The organism is Achromobacter sp. 2789STDY5608621 (assembly GCF_001299375.1).
Classification (GTDB): Bacteria; Pseudomonadota; Gammaproteobacteria; order Burkholderiales; family Burkholderiaceae_B; genus Achromobacter; species Achromobacter insuavis.
In genome coordinates this window covers 40,711-56,378 of record NZ_CYTU01000002.1, presented here as the reverse complement: position 1 = coordinate 56,378, position 15,668 = coordinate 40,711, and the positions used below count along the sequence as shown (strand labels likewise).

The 15,668-nt window shown below is 65.8% G+C and carries 18 protein-coding genes; 3 read left to right on the top strand and 15 right to left on the bottom strand.

Annotation, left to right across the window (positions count from 1 at the left end):
* Positions 1 to 7 precede the first annotated feature (7 nt).
* From nuoK to AOZ53_RS02680, 12 genes are all read right to left on the bottom strand, one after another.
* Complete coding sequence (nuoK, locus tag AOZ53_RS02735; protein ID WP_006217969.1) at positions 8 to 316, bottom strand: NADH-quinone oxidoreductase subunit NuoK; 309 nt, start codon at positions 314 to 316, stop codon at positions 8 to 10.
* Complete coding sequence (locus AOZ53_RS02730; protein WP_054429649.1) at positions 313 to 954, bottom strand: NADH-quinone oxidoreductase subunit J; 642 nt, start codon at positions 952 to 954, stop codon at positions 313 to 315. The genes nuoK and AOZ53_RS02730 overlap by 4 nt, the downstream gene beginning before the upstream one ends.
* A gap of 17 nt (positions 955 to 971) precedes the next feature.
* A complete protein-coding gene (gene nuoI, locus AOZ53_RS02725; RefSeq protein ID WP_006389216.1) occupies positions 972 to 1,460 on the bottom strand; it encodes an NADH-quinone oxidoreductase subunit NuoI in 489 nt (162 codons plus the stop codon).
* A gap of 21 nt (positions 1,461 to 1,481) precedes the next feature.
* A complete protein-coding gene (gene nuoH, locus AOZ53_RS02720) occupies positions 1,482 to 2,555 on the bottom strand; it encodes an NADH-quinone oxidoreductase subunit NuoH (RefSeq protein WP_054429650.1) in 1,074 nt (357 codons plus the stop codon).
* Positions 2,555 to 4,882 carry an NADH-quinone oxidoreductase subunit NuoG gene (nuoG, locus tag AOZ53_RS02715; RefSeq protein ID WP_054429651.1) on the bottom strand — a complete coding sequence of 776 codons (2,328 nt, stop codon included), beginning with the start codon at positions 4,880 to 4,882 and terminating at the stop codon, positions 2,555 to 2,557. Before nuoG ends, nuoH begins: the two co-directional genes overlap by 1 nt.
* A 15-nt stretch (positions 4,883 to 4,897) precedes the next feature.
* Positions 4,898 to 6,265: an NADH-quinone oxidoreductase subunit NuoF gene (gene nuoF, locus AOZ53_RS02710; RefSeq protein WP_054429652.1), complete on the bottom strand. Its 1,368-nt coding sequence runs from the start codon at positions 6,263 to 6,265 to the stop codon at positions 4,898 to 4,900.
* On the bottom strand, positions 6,262 to 6,756 hold the full coding sequence (nuoE, locus tag AOZ53_RS02705) for an NADH-quinone oxidoreductase subunit NuoE (protein WP_006393404.1): 495 nt from the start codon (positions 6,754 to 6,756) through the stop codon (positions 6,262 to 6,264). The genes nuoF and nuoE overlap by 4 nt, the downstream gene beginning before the upstream one ends.
* Before the next feature lie 49 nt (positions 6,757 to 6,805).
* Positions 6,806 to 8,062, bottom strand: a complete 1,257-nt coding sequence (locus tag AOZ53_RS02700) for an NADH-quinone oxidoreductase subunit D (protein WP_054429653.1) — start codon at positions 8,060 to 8,062, stop codon at positions 6,806 to 6,808.
* A gap of 3 nt (positions 8,063 to 8,065) precedes the next feature.
* The gene (locus tag AOZ53_RS02695) at positions 8,066 to 8,692 is read right to left on the bottom strand and encodes an NADH-quinone oxidoreductase subunit C (protein WP_049072038.1); all 627 of its coding nucleotides are present in this window, start codon (positions 8,690 to 8,692) and stop codon (positions 8,066 to 8,068) included.
* Positions 8,693 to 8,774: 82 nt separating this feature from the next.
* A complete protein-coding gene (locus AOZ53_RS02690; RefSeq protein WP_006217960.1) occupies positions 8,775 to 9,251 on the bottom strand; it encodes a NuoB/complex I 20 kDa subunit family protein in 477 nt (158 codons plus the stop codon).
* Between the two features lie 42 nt (positions 9,252 to 9,293).
* Positions 9,294 to 9,653, bottom strand: a complete 360-nt coding sequence (locus AOZ53_RS02685) for an NADH-quinone oxidoreductase subunit A (RefSeq protein ID WP_006217959.1) — start codon at positions 9,651 to 9,653, stop codon at positions 9,294 to 9,296.
* A 325-nt stretch (positions 9,654 to 9,978) separates the two neighbouring features.
* Positions 9,979 to 11,142, bottom strand: a complete 1,164-nt coding sequence (locus AOZ53_RS02680) for a porin (protein WP_054429654.1) — start codon at positions 11,140 to 11,142, stop codon at positions 9,979 to 9,981.
* Between the two features lie 441 nt (positions 11,143 to 11,583).
* Here AOZ53_RS02680 and AOZ53_RS02675 point away from each other — a divergent pair, with 441 nt between their 5' ends.
* From AOZ53_RS02675 to AOZ53_RS02665, 3 genes are read left to right on the top strand one after another with little or no spacing between them, the layout of a single operon-like run.
* Positions 11,584 to 12,198, top strand: coding sequence for a TetR/AcrR family transcriptional regulator (locus AOZ53_RS02675; protein WP_054486782.1), 615 nt, complete (start codon positions 11,584 to 11,586; stop codon positions 12,196 to 12,198).
* Positions 12,195 to 12,641, top strand: coding sequence for a PaaI family thioesterase (locus AOZ53_RS02670; RefSeq protein ID WP_054429656.1), 447 nt, complete (start codon positions 12,195 to 12,197; stop codon positions 12,639 to 12,641). Before AOZ53_RS02675 ends, AOZ53_RS02670 begins: the two co-directional genes overlap by 4 nt.
* On the top strand, positions 12,638 to 13,072 hold the full coding sequence (locus AOZ53_RS02665; RefSeq protein ID WP_054429657.1) for an NAD(P)-binding domain-containing protein: 435 nt from the start codon (positions 12,638 to 12,640) through the stop codon (positions 13,070 to 13,072). The genes AOZ53_RS02670 and AOZ53_RS02665 overlap by 4 nt, the downstream gene beginning before the upstream one ends.
* Here the strand turns inward: AOZ53_RS02665 and AOZ53_RS02660 are convergent.
* From AOZ53_RS02660 to AOZ53_RS02650, 3 genes are read right to left on the bottom strand one after another with little or no spacing between them, the layout of a single operon-like run.
* Positions 13,043 to 13,810, bottom strand: coding sequence for a phosphatase PAP2 family protein (locus AOZ53_RS02660; protein ID WP_054486780.1), 768 nt, complete (start codon positions 13,808 to 13,810; stop codon positions 13,043 to 13,045). The two genes, AOZ53_RS02665 and AOZ53_RS02660, sit on opposite strands and share 30 nt — an antisense overlap.
* Before the next feature lie 30 nt (positions 13,811 to 13,840).
* Positions 13,841 to 14,635: a metallophosphoesterase family protein gene (locus AOZ53_RS02655; protein ID WP_054429659.1), complete on the bottom strand. Its 795-nt coding sequence runs from the start codon at positions 14,633 to 14,635 to the stop codon at positions 13,841 to 13,843.
* On the bottom strand, positions 14,632 to 15,606 hold the full coding sequence (locus AOZ53_RS02650; RefSeq protein WP_054429660.1) for a diacylglycerol/lipid kinase family protein: 975 nt from the start codon (positions 15,604 to 15,606) through the stop codon (positions 14,632 to 14,634). Before AOZ53_RS02650 ends, AOZ53_RS02655 begins: the two co-directional genes overlap by 4 nt.
* Positions 15,607 to 15,668 lie beyond the last annotated feature (62 nt).

The following is a 15,668-nucleotide window of genomic DNA, read 5'->3' as shown; positions in this document are numbered from 1 at the left end:
TACCCCGTCAGCCCTTCAGGCGATCGAGTTCGTCAACGTTGATCGTGTTCAGGTTGCGGAACAGCAGCACCAGAATGGCCAGACCGATCGCCGCCTCGGCGGCGGCCACGGTCAGGATGAAGAACACGAACACCTGGCCGGCGGTGTCGCCGAACCAGCTGGAGAACGCCACGAAGTTCATGTTGACGGCCAGGAGCACCAGCTCGATGGACATCAGCAGGATGATCAGGTTGCGGCGGTTCAGGAAGATGCCGAAGATCCCGATGGCGAACAGGATCGCCCCCAGGATCAGATAATGGGCCAGCGTCAGCGTCATTGTTTTTCTCCTTGGGGCGCGGCGGTACCGTTCTGGGCCTGGGCGCGCTCGCTCTGGGCGGGCATGCTCACCATGCGGAAACGGTCCTTCGAGCGCACGCGAACCGCGGCGACCGGGTCGTTGTACTTCACGTCGCGGCGGCGGCGCAGGGTCAGCGCGATGGCGGCGACCATGCCGACCAGCAGCAGCGCGGCGCCGACTTCGATGGCGTAGATGTAGTGCGTGTACATCGCTTCACCGAGCGCGCGGGCGTTGTTGTAGTCGCCGGCGACCGGGGCTTGCGGGCCCGAGCCGTACCAGGTCGAGCCCAGCACGAAGGCCATTTCCAGCACCATCACCAGGCCGATCACCAGGCCCAGCGGCAGGTAGGTCTTCATGCCTTGGCGCAGGGCATCCATGCGGATGTCCAGCATCATGACGACGAACAGGAACAGCACCATCACGGCGCCCACGTACACCAGCACCAGCAGCAGCGCGAGGAACTCGGCGCCCAGCAGCATCCACAGCATGGCCGCGTTGGCGAACGCCAGGATCAGGTGCAGGACGGCGGTGACCGGGCTGCGCGCGGTGATCACGCGGAACGCCGCGATCACCAGCACGGCGGCCAGTATGTAAAACAGGACAGTGGTAAAAGTCATGGATCAGGACCCTGGGCTCAACGGTAGGGAGCGTCTTCGGCCCGGCGGCGGGCGATTTCGGCTTCGTAGCGGTCGCCCACGGCGAGCAGCATGTCTTTGGTGAAATACAGGTCGCCGCGCTTTTCACCGTGGTATTCGTGGATGTGCGTTTCCACGATCGAGTCCACGGGGCAGCTTTCCTCACAGAAGCCGCAGAAAATGCACTTGGTCAGGTCGATGTCGTAGCGCGTGGTGCGGCGGGTGCCGTCGTCACGCTGGTCCGACTCGATGGTGATGGCCAGCGCGGGGCACACGGCTTCACACAGTTTGCACGCGATGCAGCGCTCTTCCCCGTTGGGGTAGCGACGCAGCGCGTGCAGGCCGCGGAAACGCGCCGAGGTCGGCGTCTTTTCCTGCGGGTAGCGCAAGGTGACCTTGCGCTTGAAGAAATACTTGCCCGTCAGGCGCATGCCCTTGAGCAGTTCGGCCAGCATCAAGCTGCCGAAGAAATCTTTGATCGCTTCCATATCCTGCCTCTGCCTGGCGGCTTAGCGCCAAATGTTCCAGGGCGTCTGCATCCAGATCGCCACAACGACCAGCCAAACGCCGGTCAGCGGGATGAAGATCTTCCAACCCAAACGCATGATCTGGTCGTAGCGGTAACGCGGGAACGACGCACGGAACCACACGAACAACGAAACCACGACGAACGTCTTGAGACCGAGCCAGATCCAGCCCGGGATCCAGGTCAGCGGCGCGATGTCGATCGGCGAAGCCCAGCCGCCCAGGAACATGATCGACGCCATGCACGACAGCAGGATCATGTTGGCGTATTCGCCCAGGAAGAACAGCGCGAAGGCCATGCCCGAGTATTCGACCATGTGGCCGGCCACGATTTCCGATTCGCCTTCCACCACGTCGAACGGGTGGCGGTTGGTTTCGGCCACGGCCGAGATCACGTAGATCACGAACAGCGGCAAGAGCGGCAGCCAGTTCCAGGACAGGAACGTCAGGCCCTTGTCGGCGAACCAGCCGCGGTTCTGCACATGCACGATCTCGGACATGTTCAGGCTGCCGGACACCAGCAGCACCGTCACCAGCACGAAGCCGATGGCCAGTTCATACGACAGCATCTGGGCCGAGGCGCGCAGCGCGCCCAGGAACGCGTACTTCGAGTTCGAGGCCCAGCCGGCGACGATCACGCCGTACACGCCGATCGACGTGATGGCCATGATGTACAGCAGGCCGGCGTTGACGTTGGCCAGGACCACGTCCGGGCCGAACGGCACCACCGCCCAGGCGGCCAGCGCCGGCATCAGCGTGACCACGGGGGCCACGATGAACAGCACCTTGTTGGCCTGGCTGGGGACCACGACTTCCTTGGTCAGCAGCTTGAACACGTCGGCGAACGGCTGCAGCAGCCCCTTGAAACCGACGCGGTTCGGACCCATGCGCACGTGCATGGCGCCGATCATCTTGCGCTCCCAGTACGTCAGGTAGGCGACGCACAGGATGATGGGCACGGCGATGACCACGATCTTGATGAGGGTCCAGAGGACCATCCAGACCGTCGGGCCCAGCAATGCCGTGCCGTGGCTTTCAAGAACATTGAGCCATTCCATCAGGCACGCTCCACGCTGAGTTGACCAAATGCGCCACCCAGGGCTGCGGTATTTTCAAAGGCTGCGGCGATGCGCACGGCGCGATCGGCCACGGCGTCATCCTGCACGGTTTCGAGCTCGACAGCGCCCTGCCCGCCCGTCACGCGCACCTTGACGCCGGCGGTCAGGCCGAGGCTGGTCAGCGTGTTGCCGTTCATGCGCGCGGCGGGCAGCTTCGAGGCCGGCGCGGCCTGCAGCGGCTCCGAGCGGCGCACCATGGCGTCGGTACGGTAGATCGGCACGTCGGCGACGCGTTCCAGGCCGGTCAGGGCCTGGCCCAGGCCCAGCGGCGCCTTGATGTCGTTGGACAGGCGGCCTTCGACGCCACCGGCCAGCGCGGTGTCGCGCACGGACTCGGAGGTTTCGTCATCGAAGCCGGCCAGGTGCAGGACGTTGCCCAGCACGCGCAGGACCTTCCAGGCCGGACGGGTCTGGCCGAACGGCGCGACCGTGCCCTTGAAGCTCTGGGCCAGGCCCTGGGCGTTGACGAACGTGCCCGAGGTTTCGGTGAACGGCGCCACCGGCAGCATGACGTCGGCCCATTCGGCGGCGGCCGAACGGTAAGGCGTCAGGGCCACGGCGAATTGCGCGCCGCGCAGCGCGGCGATGGCTTGCTGGCCGTTGTCGGCATCCAGCAGCGGCTCGGCGTGCAGCACCACGTAGGCCTTGAGCGGCTCGGCCAGCATGGCGGCGGCGTTCTTGCCGCCCTTGCCCGGGATGGCGCCGGCCAGGTAACCGCCGACGGTGTTGCCGCCGGAGGTCAGGAAGCCGAACTTGCCGCCGGCCAGGTCGGCCACGGCGCGGCCGTTGGCTGCCAGGGTCGAGGCCTGGGCGCTGGCCACGGCCAGGTTGCCCATCAGCACGGCGGTGTTGGAACCCGACGCCAGGCTGGCGGCGATGATCTTGGCGTTCTCGCCCGGGGTGACCGAGGCGAACTCGGCCGGCACCGCGGCTTCCTTGGCTTGCGCCAGGGCCACGGCCACTTCGGCCAGGGCGCGCGGCAGCTCGGACGGAGCCACGGTGAGGCGGCCGGCGACCGGCATCAAGGGATCGTCGGCGGCGCTGTCGACCATCAGGATCTGCGTGCCGCGCTTGGCGGCCTGGCGCAGGCGCTGGGCCATCAGCGGGTGATCCTTGCGCAGGAACGAGCCGACCACCAGGACGCGGTCCAGGTTGTCGAGTTCGGCGATCGGCATGCCCAGCCACGGCGCGCCGGTCAGGGCGGCGTCGAAGGCGGCATCGGTCTGGCGCAGACGGAAGTCGATGTTCTCGGAACCCAGCGCGCGGACCAGGCGGCCCAGCAGCGCGTATTCCTCGGTGGTGGCGTATTCGGACGCCAGGGCGCCGATCTGGCCGGCGCCGAAGCTGTCACGCACGCGCGACAGGCCTTGGGCCACGGCGGCCAGGGCGTCGGCCCAGGAGGCTTCCTGCCACTTGCCGTCGGCGCCCTTGATCATCGGGGCGGACAGGCGGTCTTCGCTGTTCAGGCCTTCGTACGAGAAGCGGTCGCGGTCGCTGATCCAGCATTCGTTGACGGCTTCGTCTTCGAACGGCACCACGCGCATGACGCGGTCGCCCTTGACCTGGACCACCAGGTTGGCGCCCAGGCTGTCGTGCGGGCTGACCGAACGGCGACGGGCCAGTTCCCAGGTGCGGGCGCTGTAGCGGAAGGGCTTGGAGGTCAGCGCGCCCACCGGACAGATGTCGATCATGTTGCCCGAGAGCTCGGACTCGATCGAGCGGCCCACGAACGAGGTGATCTCGGAGTGCTCGCCACGGCCCAGCATGCCCAGTTCCATGACGCCGGCGATTTCCTGGCCGAAGCGCACGCAGCGGGTGCAGTGGATGCAGCGGCTCATTTCCTCGGCGGAAACCAGCGGACCCAGGTCCTTGTGGAACACCACGCGCTTTTCTTCCTGGTAACGCGAGGAAGAGCCGCCGTAGCCCACGGCCAGGTCCTGCAGCTGGCATTCGCCGCCCTGATCGCAGATCGGGCAGTCGAGCGGGTGATTGATGAGCAAGAATTCCATCACCGACTTCTGAGCGGCGCGAGCCTTCTCGGAGCAGGTGTGCACGACCATGCCGTTCGTCACGGGGGTGGCGCAGGCGGGCAGCGCCTTGGGCGCCTTTTCCACTTCGACCAGGCACATGCGGCAGTTGGCCGCGATGGACAGTTTCTTGTGGTAGCAGAAATGCGGCACGTAAAGCCCGACTTTCTGGGCCGCATGCATCACCATGCTGCCCTCGGGCACTTCTACCGTATTGCCGTCGACGGTTAGTTCAACCATTGCTGTTCCTGAGACCTACAGATATTGCGGAACCACACACGACTTGTGCTCGATGTGGTGCGCGAATTCGTCGCGAAAATGCTTGAGGAAGCCACGCACGGGCATGGCGGCGGCGTCACCCAGGGCGCAGATGGTGCGGCCCATGATGTTGCCCGCCACGTTGTCCAGCATGTCCAGATCTTCCGGACGGCCGTGGCCGTTTTCGATGCGGTGCACCATGCGGTACAGCCAGCCGGTGCCTTCGCGGCACGGCGTGCACTGGCCGCAGCTTTCCTCGAAATAGAAATACGACAGGCGCAGCAGCGACTTGACCATGCAGCGCGTCTCGTCCATGACGATCACGGCGCCCGAACCCAGCATGGAACCCGCCTTGGCGATGGCGTCGTAGTCCATCGTGGTTTCCATCATGATGTCGGCCGGCAGCACCGGGGCGCTCGAGCCGCCGGGGATCACGGCCTTGAGCTTCTTGCCGCCGCGCATGCCGCCCGCCAGTTCCAGCAGGGTCGAGAACGGGGTGCCCAGCGGGATCTCGTAGTTGCCGGGACGCTCGACGTCGCCGGTGATCGAGAACAGCTTGGTGCCGCCGTTGTTGGGCTTGCCGACTTCGAGGTAGGCCTGGCCGCTGTTGCGGATGATCCAGGGCACCGCCGCGAAGGTTTCGGTGTTGTTGATCGTGGTGGGCTTGCCGTACAGGCCGAAGCTGGCCGGGAACGGCGGCTTGAAGCGCGGCTGGCCCTTCTTGCCTTCCAGCGATTCCAGCAGCGCGGTTTCCTCGCCACAGATGTAGGCGCCGTAGCCGTGGAATGCGTGCAGCTGGAAGTTGTATTCCGAACCCAGGATCTTGTCGCCCAGGAAGCCGGCGGCGCGCGCCTCTTCCAGGGCCTCTTCGAAGCGCTCGTAGACTTCGAAGATTTCACCGTGGATGTAGTTGTAGCCGACGCTGATGCCCATCGCGTAGGCGGCAATCGCCATGCCTTCGATCACGATGTGCGGATTGAAGCGCAGGATGTCGCGATCCTTGAACGTGCCGGGTTCGCCTTCGTCCGAGTTGCAGACGAGGTACTTCTGGCCCGGGAAGGCGCGCGGCATGAAGCTCCACTTCAGGCCGGTCGGGAAGCCCGCGCCGCCACGGCCGCGCAGGCCCGACGCCTTGACTTCGGCGATCACGTCTTCCGGCTTCATGCCGGTGGTGAGGATCTTGCGCAGGGCTTCGTAGCCGCCGCGCTTGACGTAGTCGGCCAGGCGCCAGTTGGCGCCGTCGACGTCGGCCATGATCTGCGGCTTGATGTGGCGGCCGTGCAGGCACATCGAATTGGACAGGTCGTTCAGCGGGTTGGGCTCCAGGCCCTGCGCGAACTGCTTGTAGATGTCCGGCGCGTTCATGCCGACTCTCCTTGCGCCTTGAGGGTCGCGACCAGCGCGTCCAGCTTCTCTTCGGTCATGCGCACGCACATATGCTTGTTGTTCACGATCAGCACGGGGGAATCGCCGCAGGCGCCCATGCACTCGCCCTCGACCAGGGTGAACTGGCCGTCGGCGGTGGTCTCGCGATAGTCCACGCCCAGCTTGCGCTTGAGGTAGTCGCCGGCACGTTCGCCGTCGCGCAAGGCACAGGGCAGGTTGGTGCAGACCGCGATCTTGGTCTTGCCGACGGGCTTGACGTCGAACATGTTGTAGAAGGTGGCGACTTCCTGCACCGCGATGGGCGGAACGCCGATGTAGTTGGCCACATCTTCGATGATGTCGGTAGCCAACCAGCCCTTCTCTTCTTGCGCGATCGCAAGAGAGGCCATGATGGCGGACTGCCGCTGGTCGGCCGGGAACTTGGCGAGTTCTCGGTCGATTTTCTGGTAGGCCTGTTCGGAAAGCAGCATAGTTTGAATCCGGGTTAAGCGGGCGTGCTCGTGACTGTCTCTGGGCGGATCAGCGATCGATCTCGCCGAAAACGATGTCCTGCGTACCAATGATGGTGACGGCGTCGGCGATCATGTGACCGCGCGACATTTCGTCCAGCGATTGCAGGTGGACGAAGCCGGGCGCCCGAATCTTCAGGCGGTACGGCTTGTTGGCGCCGTCCGACACCAGGTAGATGCCGAACTCGCCCTTCGGGTGTTCCACCGAGGCGAACGCTTCGCCCGGAGGCACGTGGAAACCTTCGGTGAAGAGCTTGAAGTGGTGAATCAGCTCTTCCATGTTGGTCTTCATGGCGGTGCGCTTGGGCGGGGCGATCTTGTGGTTCTCGATCATGACCGGGCCCGGGTTGTTGCGCAGCCATTCCACGCACTGGCGGATGATGCGGTTGCTCTCGCGCATTTCGGCGATGCGGACCAGGTAGCGGTCGTAGCAGTCGCCGTTGACGCCGACGGGGATGTCGAAATCGAGCAGGTCGTAGACTTCGTAGGGCTGCATCTTGCGCAGGTCCCAGGCCACGCCCGAGCCGCGCAGCATCGGGCCGGTGAAGCCCAGCGCCTTGGCGCGTTCGGGATCGACCACGCCGATGCCGACCAGACGCTGCTTCCAGATGCGGTTGTCGGTGAGCAGGGTTTCGTACTCGTCGACGCACGCGGGGAAGCGGTTGGTGAAGTCTTCGATGAAGTCCAGCAGCGAGCCCGAACGCGCGTCGTTCATGACGCGCATTTCCTTCTCGCCGCGGTATTTGCTGGTGTCGCCGTACTGCGGCATGGTGTCCGGCAGGTCGCGGTAGACGCCGCCCGGACGGTAGTAGGCCGCGTGCATGCGCGCGCCCGAGACCGCTTCGTAGCAGTCCATCAGGTCTTCGCGCTCACGGAAGGCGTACAGGAACACCGCCATGGCGCCCACGTCCAGCGCGTGCGAACCGAGCGACATCAGGTGGTTCAGGAGACGCGTGATCTCGTCGAACATCACGCGGATGTACTGCGCTCGCAGCGGGGCTTCGACGCCCAGCAACTTCTCGATGGCCATGACGTAGGCGTGCTCGTTGCACATCATGGACACGTAGTCCAGGCGGTCCATGTAGGGCAGCGCCTGGATGTAGGTCTTGTGCTCGGCCAGCTTTTCAGTGGCGCGGTGCAGCAGGCCGATGTGCGGGTCGGCGCGCTGGATGACTTCGCCGTCCAGCTCGAGCACCAGGCGCAGCACGCCGTGGGCGGCCGGGTGCTGCGGGCCGAAGTTGAGCGTGTAGTTCTTGATTTCTGCCATGATTCAACGTCCCAAGCCGTAGGTGTCTTCGCGCACCACGCGCGGCGTGATCTCGCGCGGGTCGATCGTGACGGGCTGGTAAATGACGCGCTTCTGTTCCGGGTCGTAGCGCATTTCGACGGTGCCGGAAAGCGGGAAGTCCTTGCGGAACGGGTGGCCGATGAAGCCGTAATCGGTCAGGATGCGGCGCAGGTCCGGGTGGCCTTCGAAGACGATGCCGTACAGGTCGAACGCCTCGCGTTCGAACCAGCCCACGGCCGGCCAGCATTCCATCAGCGACGCGACCATCGGGAACTCGTCGTCCGGCGCCCAGGTGCGCACGCGCAGGCGCCAGTTGTTCTCGACCGACAGCAGGTGCGCGACCACGGCGAAACGCGCGCGGTGCACCTTGGCGTTGGTTTCCTCGGGCAGCTGGCGCGTGCCGTTGCCCCAGGTCAGGTAATCGACGCCACAGAGGTCGATACAGATTTCGAAGCGCAGGCCGGCTTCGGTGCGCAGCTTGTTGCAGACGGAGAACCACTGCTCCGCGGGCACTTCGAGCGTCAGCTCGCCCAGCGCCTCGGTCAGCGCGATGTCCGCGCCGAGGGTGGTCTGCAAATTGTTTTTCAGGGTTTCGAGCCTGGTCATCATCTTGTACGCTTAGGTGAACCGATACGCTGTTTCGCGGGGTCCTGCGGCGGCGTTTGCGGCGGCCGCGGACCGGAGCGCAAACTCAGCGCGCAATCGTGTTGGTCAGACGGATCTTGTTCTGCATCTGCAGCAAGCCGTAGACCAGCGCCTCGGCCGTGGGCGGGCAGCCCGGCACGTAGACGTCTACCGGTACGATGCGATCGCAGCCGCGCACCACGGAATACGAGTAGTGGTAGTAACCGCCACCATTGGCACAGGAGCCCATGGAGACCACCCAACGCGGTTCGGGCATCTGGTCGTAGACCTTGCGCAGCGCCGGCGCCATCTTGTTGCACAGCGTGCCGGCGACGATCATCAGATCGGACTGGCGCGGGCTGGGGCGGAAGATGATGCCGAACTGGTCCAGGTCGTAGCGGGCCGCGCCCGCGTGCATCATCTCGACCGCGCAACAGGCCAGGCCGAAGGTCATGGGCCACATGGAGCCGGTTTTCGCCCAGTTAAGGAACTTGTCGGCGCTGGTTGTGATGAACCCTTGCTTGAGAATGCCGTCTATAGCCATATTCGTCTCTGATAGCGTGCGGTGATGAAATAACCCGGCGGGTTATTCCCAGTCCAGCGCGCCCTTTTTCCATTCGTAGATGAAGCCGACGGTCAACACGGCGAGGAAAACCATGACCGTCCAGAAGCCGACGAGCCCGACCGTACCTTGGGCGATGGCCCACGGGAACAGGAACGCGATTTCCAGGTCGAAAAGAATGAACAGAATCGCCACCAGGTAGTAGCGCACGTCAAACTTCATGCGCGCGTCTTCGAACGCTTCGAAGCCGCACTCATAGGGGGATAGCTTCTCGGCGTAGGGACGCCGCGGGCCAAGGAGGGAGCCGGCCGTCAGAAGCGCGAACCCGATAAGGGTGGCCACTACGATAAACAGCAGGACGGGGAAATACTGTTGCAGGTTCATTCAGGCGTCCGTCAAATGCGCAAACCTTAGGATTGTAGCATTCGCGCGGTTACTTCCGGCTGAACTCTGTAGCGTGAACAGCGGGTGAAAGACTGCATTTCTCCAGTGGAACAATCGCAGTATTCAAGGGGGGACACGCAAGCTTACCGCCACGCGCGCCGATATGTCGCGCCGGCAGGGCAAAACGCCCGCACAGCGGTCGCGAATTACCGTAAAAACAGACTGACCGCAAACAAAAAACCACCCCGAAGGGTGGTTTCATATGAGCGGGCCGAAGCCCGCTCATGCACTAAGAATCTAGGCAGGACTTACGCCCTGCTTTCGATTAGAAGCGGTGACGCAGGCCCACGCCAACAGCGGTCGCCTTGACGCCGTCGTTGAACGCGTAGTTCTTCGAGTACGAACCGTAGGCGTACAGGTTGGTACGCTTGGACAGGTCGTAGGTGTAGCCGGCCGAGAACACGTTCATCGTGGCATCGTCGCCAGTCAGCTTGTTGTTCGACGGGTCAACGCGCTGCCACGAACCGAACAGGCTCGAAGCGCCGCCGATCGGAGCCGACAGACCCAGCAGGTACGAGTTGGCCTTGAAGCCATCAGCGAACTGGTTGGTGCCGAAGCCGAGCTTGCGCGACGTACCGTCAACGGTAATCGAGCCCGAAGCGCCAGCCGGGTTGGACGTGGCGAACCAGCCGTCGGTGGTGCGAGCGTAGGCCAGGGCCAGCTTGACCACTTCGAAGTCATACGAACCGCCGATCATGTACGAACGGGGCGTCGCGTCGACTTCGCCTTGGGCTTGGTTGTGCGAAGCGTTCAGCTGGTCGTACGACAGAGCGACGTTCAGGGGGCCGTTGACGTAACGCAGGCCGGTCGTGATGGCGCGGACGTTGTCGGCGGTCTTGAAGCCAACGCGAGCCGGATCAGCCTTGGTCGAACCGTCAGCATTGCCGTCATCGGCGCTGAACGAGTAGCCAACGCCGAACTGGAAGCCGCTGAACGACGGGGTTTGGTACATGACCATGTTGTCGTAGCGTTGCGTGTTGGCAGCGCTCATGCCGGTACCGATGTTGGCGACGTTGAAGCCGGCGCCGAACGGATCGATCGAGCCGAAGTACTTCGACGCGATGTTGGTTTGGCGACCGAAGTCCAGTTGACCCCAGGCGTCGCTGGCCAGACCGACGGTGGCTTGACGGCCGAACAGACGGCCGTTTTGGCCCGACTTGCCGTTACCCGAGTCGAAACCCGATTCCAGTTGGAAAACAGCGCGCAGGCCGTCACCCAGATCTTCCGAGCCACGCAGACCCCAGCGCGAACCGTTCTGGACGCCGTTGATCATGCCGATCTTGCTGCCGTTCTTGGCATCGCCAGCACCGCTGATCTTGTTGTAGCCGATACCCGTGTCGATGATGCCGTACAGGGTGACAGACGTTTCTGCCTGGGCGACACCGGCGAAACCGGCGAGCAGGGCGGCAGCGAGCAGAGTCTTTTTCATTTAAGAAATCTCCGTTGATTTGAGTGACAAGAGCAGCAATCCAGCAAACCAGCCTGCCGCCCCCCTAACTCCGCGAAGGGAAGTTGACGCTATTGCATCAAAAATCAGGGGGGCTGGCTATGGTCGACACCAGAAAAGTGCAGGTTTGCGACAGCCCTGTTGGGATATTGCAACATCAGACCAATCTCACTAGGGCTAACCCTGCATTTTTCAAATCACCACGTATTCATGCGACTTTCAGCCCTGGCCCCAATAAACAACGAATCGCCACGATCTTTCTTTCAGACTCCTTCCGCACTCCCCGCAGGCCGGTTGGGCGCATTTTCGCGGCGACCGCCGGGGACGCTCGCCAAGCCGGCATCCGTCAGTTTCGATAACATTGTTATTTAAATAAACCGCCGATATTATTTCGGAACAATGCAATGGTCCTGATCCCCGCCCATGCCCACGCCCACCCAGCGCGCCGACCGCAATGAACGCCTGAGCGCCCTGCGCCGCCAGATGATCCTGGACGCCGCCCAGCGCGTCTTCGAGCGCGACGGCCTGGAAAAGACCACGCTGCGCGCCATCGCCAAGGAAGCCGGCTGCACCACGGGCGCGATCTACCCCTGGTTCGCGGGCAAGGAAGTCCTGTACGGCGCCCTGCTGGACGAATCGCTGCAGCGCCTGCACACCCACCTCTTGAGCGCCACGTCGGGCGGCAGCCCCGCGGCGGCGGCCCGCCAGGCGATCCAGGCGTTCTTCGGCTACTACGCCGAGCGTCCAACCGATTTCTCGCTGGGGCTGTACCTGTTCCAGGGGCTGGGGCCGCGCGGCCTGGGCCGCGACATGGACGAGCGGCTGAACCAGCGCCTGCGGCTGTGCGTCGACGTGCTGGGCCAGGCCCTGGCCCGGACCAAGTCCTGGCCGCCCGAGGCGGTGCAGGTCGAGCAGATGAACGTCTTTACCTATCTGATCGGGCTGTTGCTGCTGCTGCACACCCGCCGCCTGAAATCCCTGGGCCAGCAGGCCGATGTCCTGCTGGATCACTATTGCCTCGCGCTGGAACAACGATGACGCCCTCCCCCCTGCCCCGCGACGACGCCGATGCGTCGCTGATCAGCCTGGCCGACTTCCGGCTGCTGCTGGCCGAGCAGCATCCGTTTTCCCTGCTGTTGGGGATCGAGGTGGAGCGGATCGGCCGCGGCACCGCCCTGGCCGTCCTGCCCGCGCGCGACAGCCATCAGCGGCTCGGCGGCATCGTCGCCGGGCCGATGCTGATGGGGCTGGCCGACCTGGCGATGTACGCCGCGGTGGTCGGCGCCACGGGCCAGGCCCACGCGGTAACCGCCAGCCTGACCATCAATTTCCTGCGCAAGAGCCCGGCCGGCGCGATCCACGCCGACGCCCGGTTGCTGAAGGTCGGCCGCCTGTCCGCCGGCGAGGTCATCCTGACCGCCGCCGGCGCCGCTGAGCCGCTGGCGCACATCGTCAGCACCTGGTCGGTACCCAAATCATGAGCCTGCGCATCAGCATCGTCGGGATGGGCCACACCGGCACCCAGGCGGCGCGCCGCCTGCTGGCGGCCGAACCCGATATCGCCCTGACCGTCTACGACATCGATCCGGACCGTTGCGAGGACTTCCGCGGCAGCGCCACGCTGGCGACCTCGGCGCGCGAGGCGCTGGCGGAGTCCGACACCATCGTGCTGGCCCTGCCGCGCGAGCGCGAGATCGACCGCACGCTGGAACGGTTCAGCGATGGCGAGGTCAGCGCGCCGGTGGCCGGCAAGCTGATCGTGGATCTGGAGCCGCCGCCGCCCGAGCGCGCGCGGCGCCTGGACCAGGCCATCGCCAGCGCCGGCGGCCGTTATGCCTGCGCGCCGCTGCGGCCGGCGGGCGCGGGCGAGCCGGGCGCGCGGCTATTGAACGCCTTGATCGCGCCGCGCTGAACCCGCCAGGCCTTCGGTGGCCGCCACGCATAGCGACAGCCAGACGAAGGTGATGGCGAAGCCAGCCGCCACGTCGCTGGCGAAGTGCACCTGCAGCAGCACGCGGCTCAGGCCGATCGCCATCACCAGCCCCGCCGCCAGCGCCACGCCGGGCAGCCGCCAGGAAACCGGCGCCAGGCGCCAGGCCAGGTAGCAGGCCCCGCCGTACACCGCCATGGCGGCCGAGGCATGGCCGCTCGGAAAGCTCCAGCCCAGCGCGGTGGCGAATCCATGGTCATGCTCGGGCCGCACGCGCTCGAAACCCAGCTTGAGCATCCGGTTGAGCAGGCCGCCACCAGCGGTGGCCACCGCATAGAACGCCGCCAGCCGCCACTGCCGCCGCCACAGCAGCGCGGCGGTCGCCAGGACGGCGAGGACCGTGAGGAACATCCGGTCGCCGAGCGTGGTGAACCACGACAGCAGCCACAGCACGGAATCCCCCAGCGACATGCTGAGGGCGCCCGCCAGGGCGCTGTCGAACTCGACCACGACGCCGGGCCGGCTCACGGCCGCGGCCAGCGCCAGGAACGCCGCGGCCGACAACGCCACCGCCCCGGTCCAGCCGGCCATGCGCAGGGCCGGCGCGGCCCGTGCATGGGCGCGTGCCAGCGCCACCGCCATGGCGGCGGCGGCGAGCGGCAAGAGCGTGAACAGGAGCAACGCATGGGAGGCCACCCAGGCCGCATCGGCATCGATCATCGCGCCCCCTTCATGATGGCCCCGTCACTGCTAGCCGGCGACCAGGGTCTTGTCGACCGGCGCGAAGGCGTGGGTGGCGGCGGCATAGTCCCACCGCTCGACATGGCAGACCCGCGTGTCGCCGTCCGCTTCGCAGGTGATCACGTTGACCGAATTGGGAATGTTGCCGCGCACCCGGCGCGAGCACGTGGTGCCGGCCTGCACCACCCAGCCGGCCGCCACCGCCGGATTGGCGCTGGCGGGCAGGACATAGGGCAGGTGGATGTGGCCGCCCAGGATCAGGTCGACGCCGGCCTGGCCCCAGGCCGACAGCGCCCGTTCGCGGCCGATCAGCAGGTTGAATCGGTCGGATTCCACCTTGGCGCGCACCGGATGGTGCGCCACCACCACGCGCAACTGGCCCGGCCTGGCCTGGCGCAGGCGCTGCGCCACCCGCGCGATCTGCGCGTCGGAAATCTCGCCGTCCTTGCGCCGCCGGGGCCGCGTGGTGTTGACGCCGATGGCCAGCAGGCCCGGCGTCTCGTAGATCGGCTCCAGCACGGCGCCGAGCGCGCGCTTGTAGTTGCCGTAGGGATTGAGCGCGCGCGCGAAAAGATTGAACAGGGGGATGTCGTGGTTGCCCGGCACCGCCAGCACGGGCAGCGACAAGCGCTCGATGAACTTGCGGGCGGCGGCGAACTGGCCGCGCCGGGCGCGCTGGGTGATGTCGCCGCTGATCACCACCAAGTCCGGCGCCAGCGCGCGGGCCAGGTCCAGGGCGGCCTCGACCACCGGCTTGCGCTCGGTGCCGAAATGCGTGTCGGAGAATTGCAGGATGCGGGTCATGGGCGCGCTCCGTCCGGCGCATCGACCGGCACGACCAACGGCAGCGGCGTTTCGGACACCTTGAATTCCAGCGGGGCATCCATCCAGGAAATCTCTCCATCCATGGCGACCTTGACCCGGCGGCGTCCGCGGATGGACACCGCCAGGCGGTCAAAAGCAAAATTGACGACGTGTTCGGCATCGCCCAGGCGGCTGAACAGCCCGCGCAGCAACAGGCCATACAGCGCCAGCGTGCCGACCGGCCGGGTCGCCATGGCCACCAGGCGGTTGCGGTCCAGTTCGGTCGGGTCGATGCCGATGTGTTCCAGCTGCAGGCGGTTGTTGCCCACCACCAGCGTCGGCGCGCGCAGGTCGCGCACCCGGCCTTCGTATTCCAGGCGCAGGCCGAGCTGGCGCGGCGCGCGCAGCAGGGTCACCAGTCCGGACCACAACGCCACCAGGCGGCTGCGGCCGAAGCGCTGCTTGTAGGCTTCGCGATCTTCCAGCAACTGGGGATACAGGCCGAGGCTGGCGTTCACCAGGAACAGGCGGCCGTTGAGCAGGCCGACCTGCACCGGCCGCAGCTCGCCGCCGAGCAGGCCGCGCAGCGCCGCTTCGGTGTCCTGCGAAATGCCGTAGCGGCGGCCGAAGTAATTGAAGGTGCCTTGCGGCAGGATGCCGAAGGGCACGCCCTGCCCCAGCACCTGGCTGGCGACGGCGTTGAGGGTGCCGTCGCCGCCCGCGGCGACCACGATGCCGTCCGCCTGGCGCGCCTGCGCCACGGCGTCGCGGGCGGTGGCGGTCAGGCGCGACGGGTCGTCGACCGGCATCAACTGGTAGCGCCGGCCCGCTTCGTCGAGTACGCGGCGGATGATGTCCTGCAGCGCTTGCGCGTCGCCGCGCCCGGAGCCGGTGTTCAGGACGATGAAGAGAGGTTCGTGTCCCGTCAGGGGACGAGCCCCTGTCGCCGGGCTCTGCTGGATAGGCGTCATGGGCAAAAGATAGCCCATGCCGGCAAATCGTCGCAACCGTGCCGGCGCGCGCCTCGCGGGCG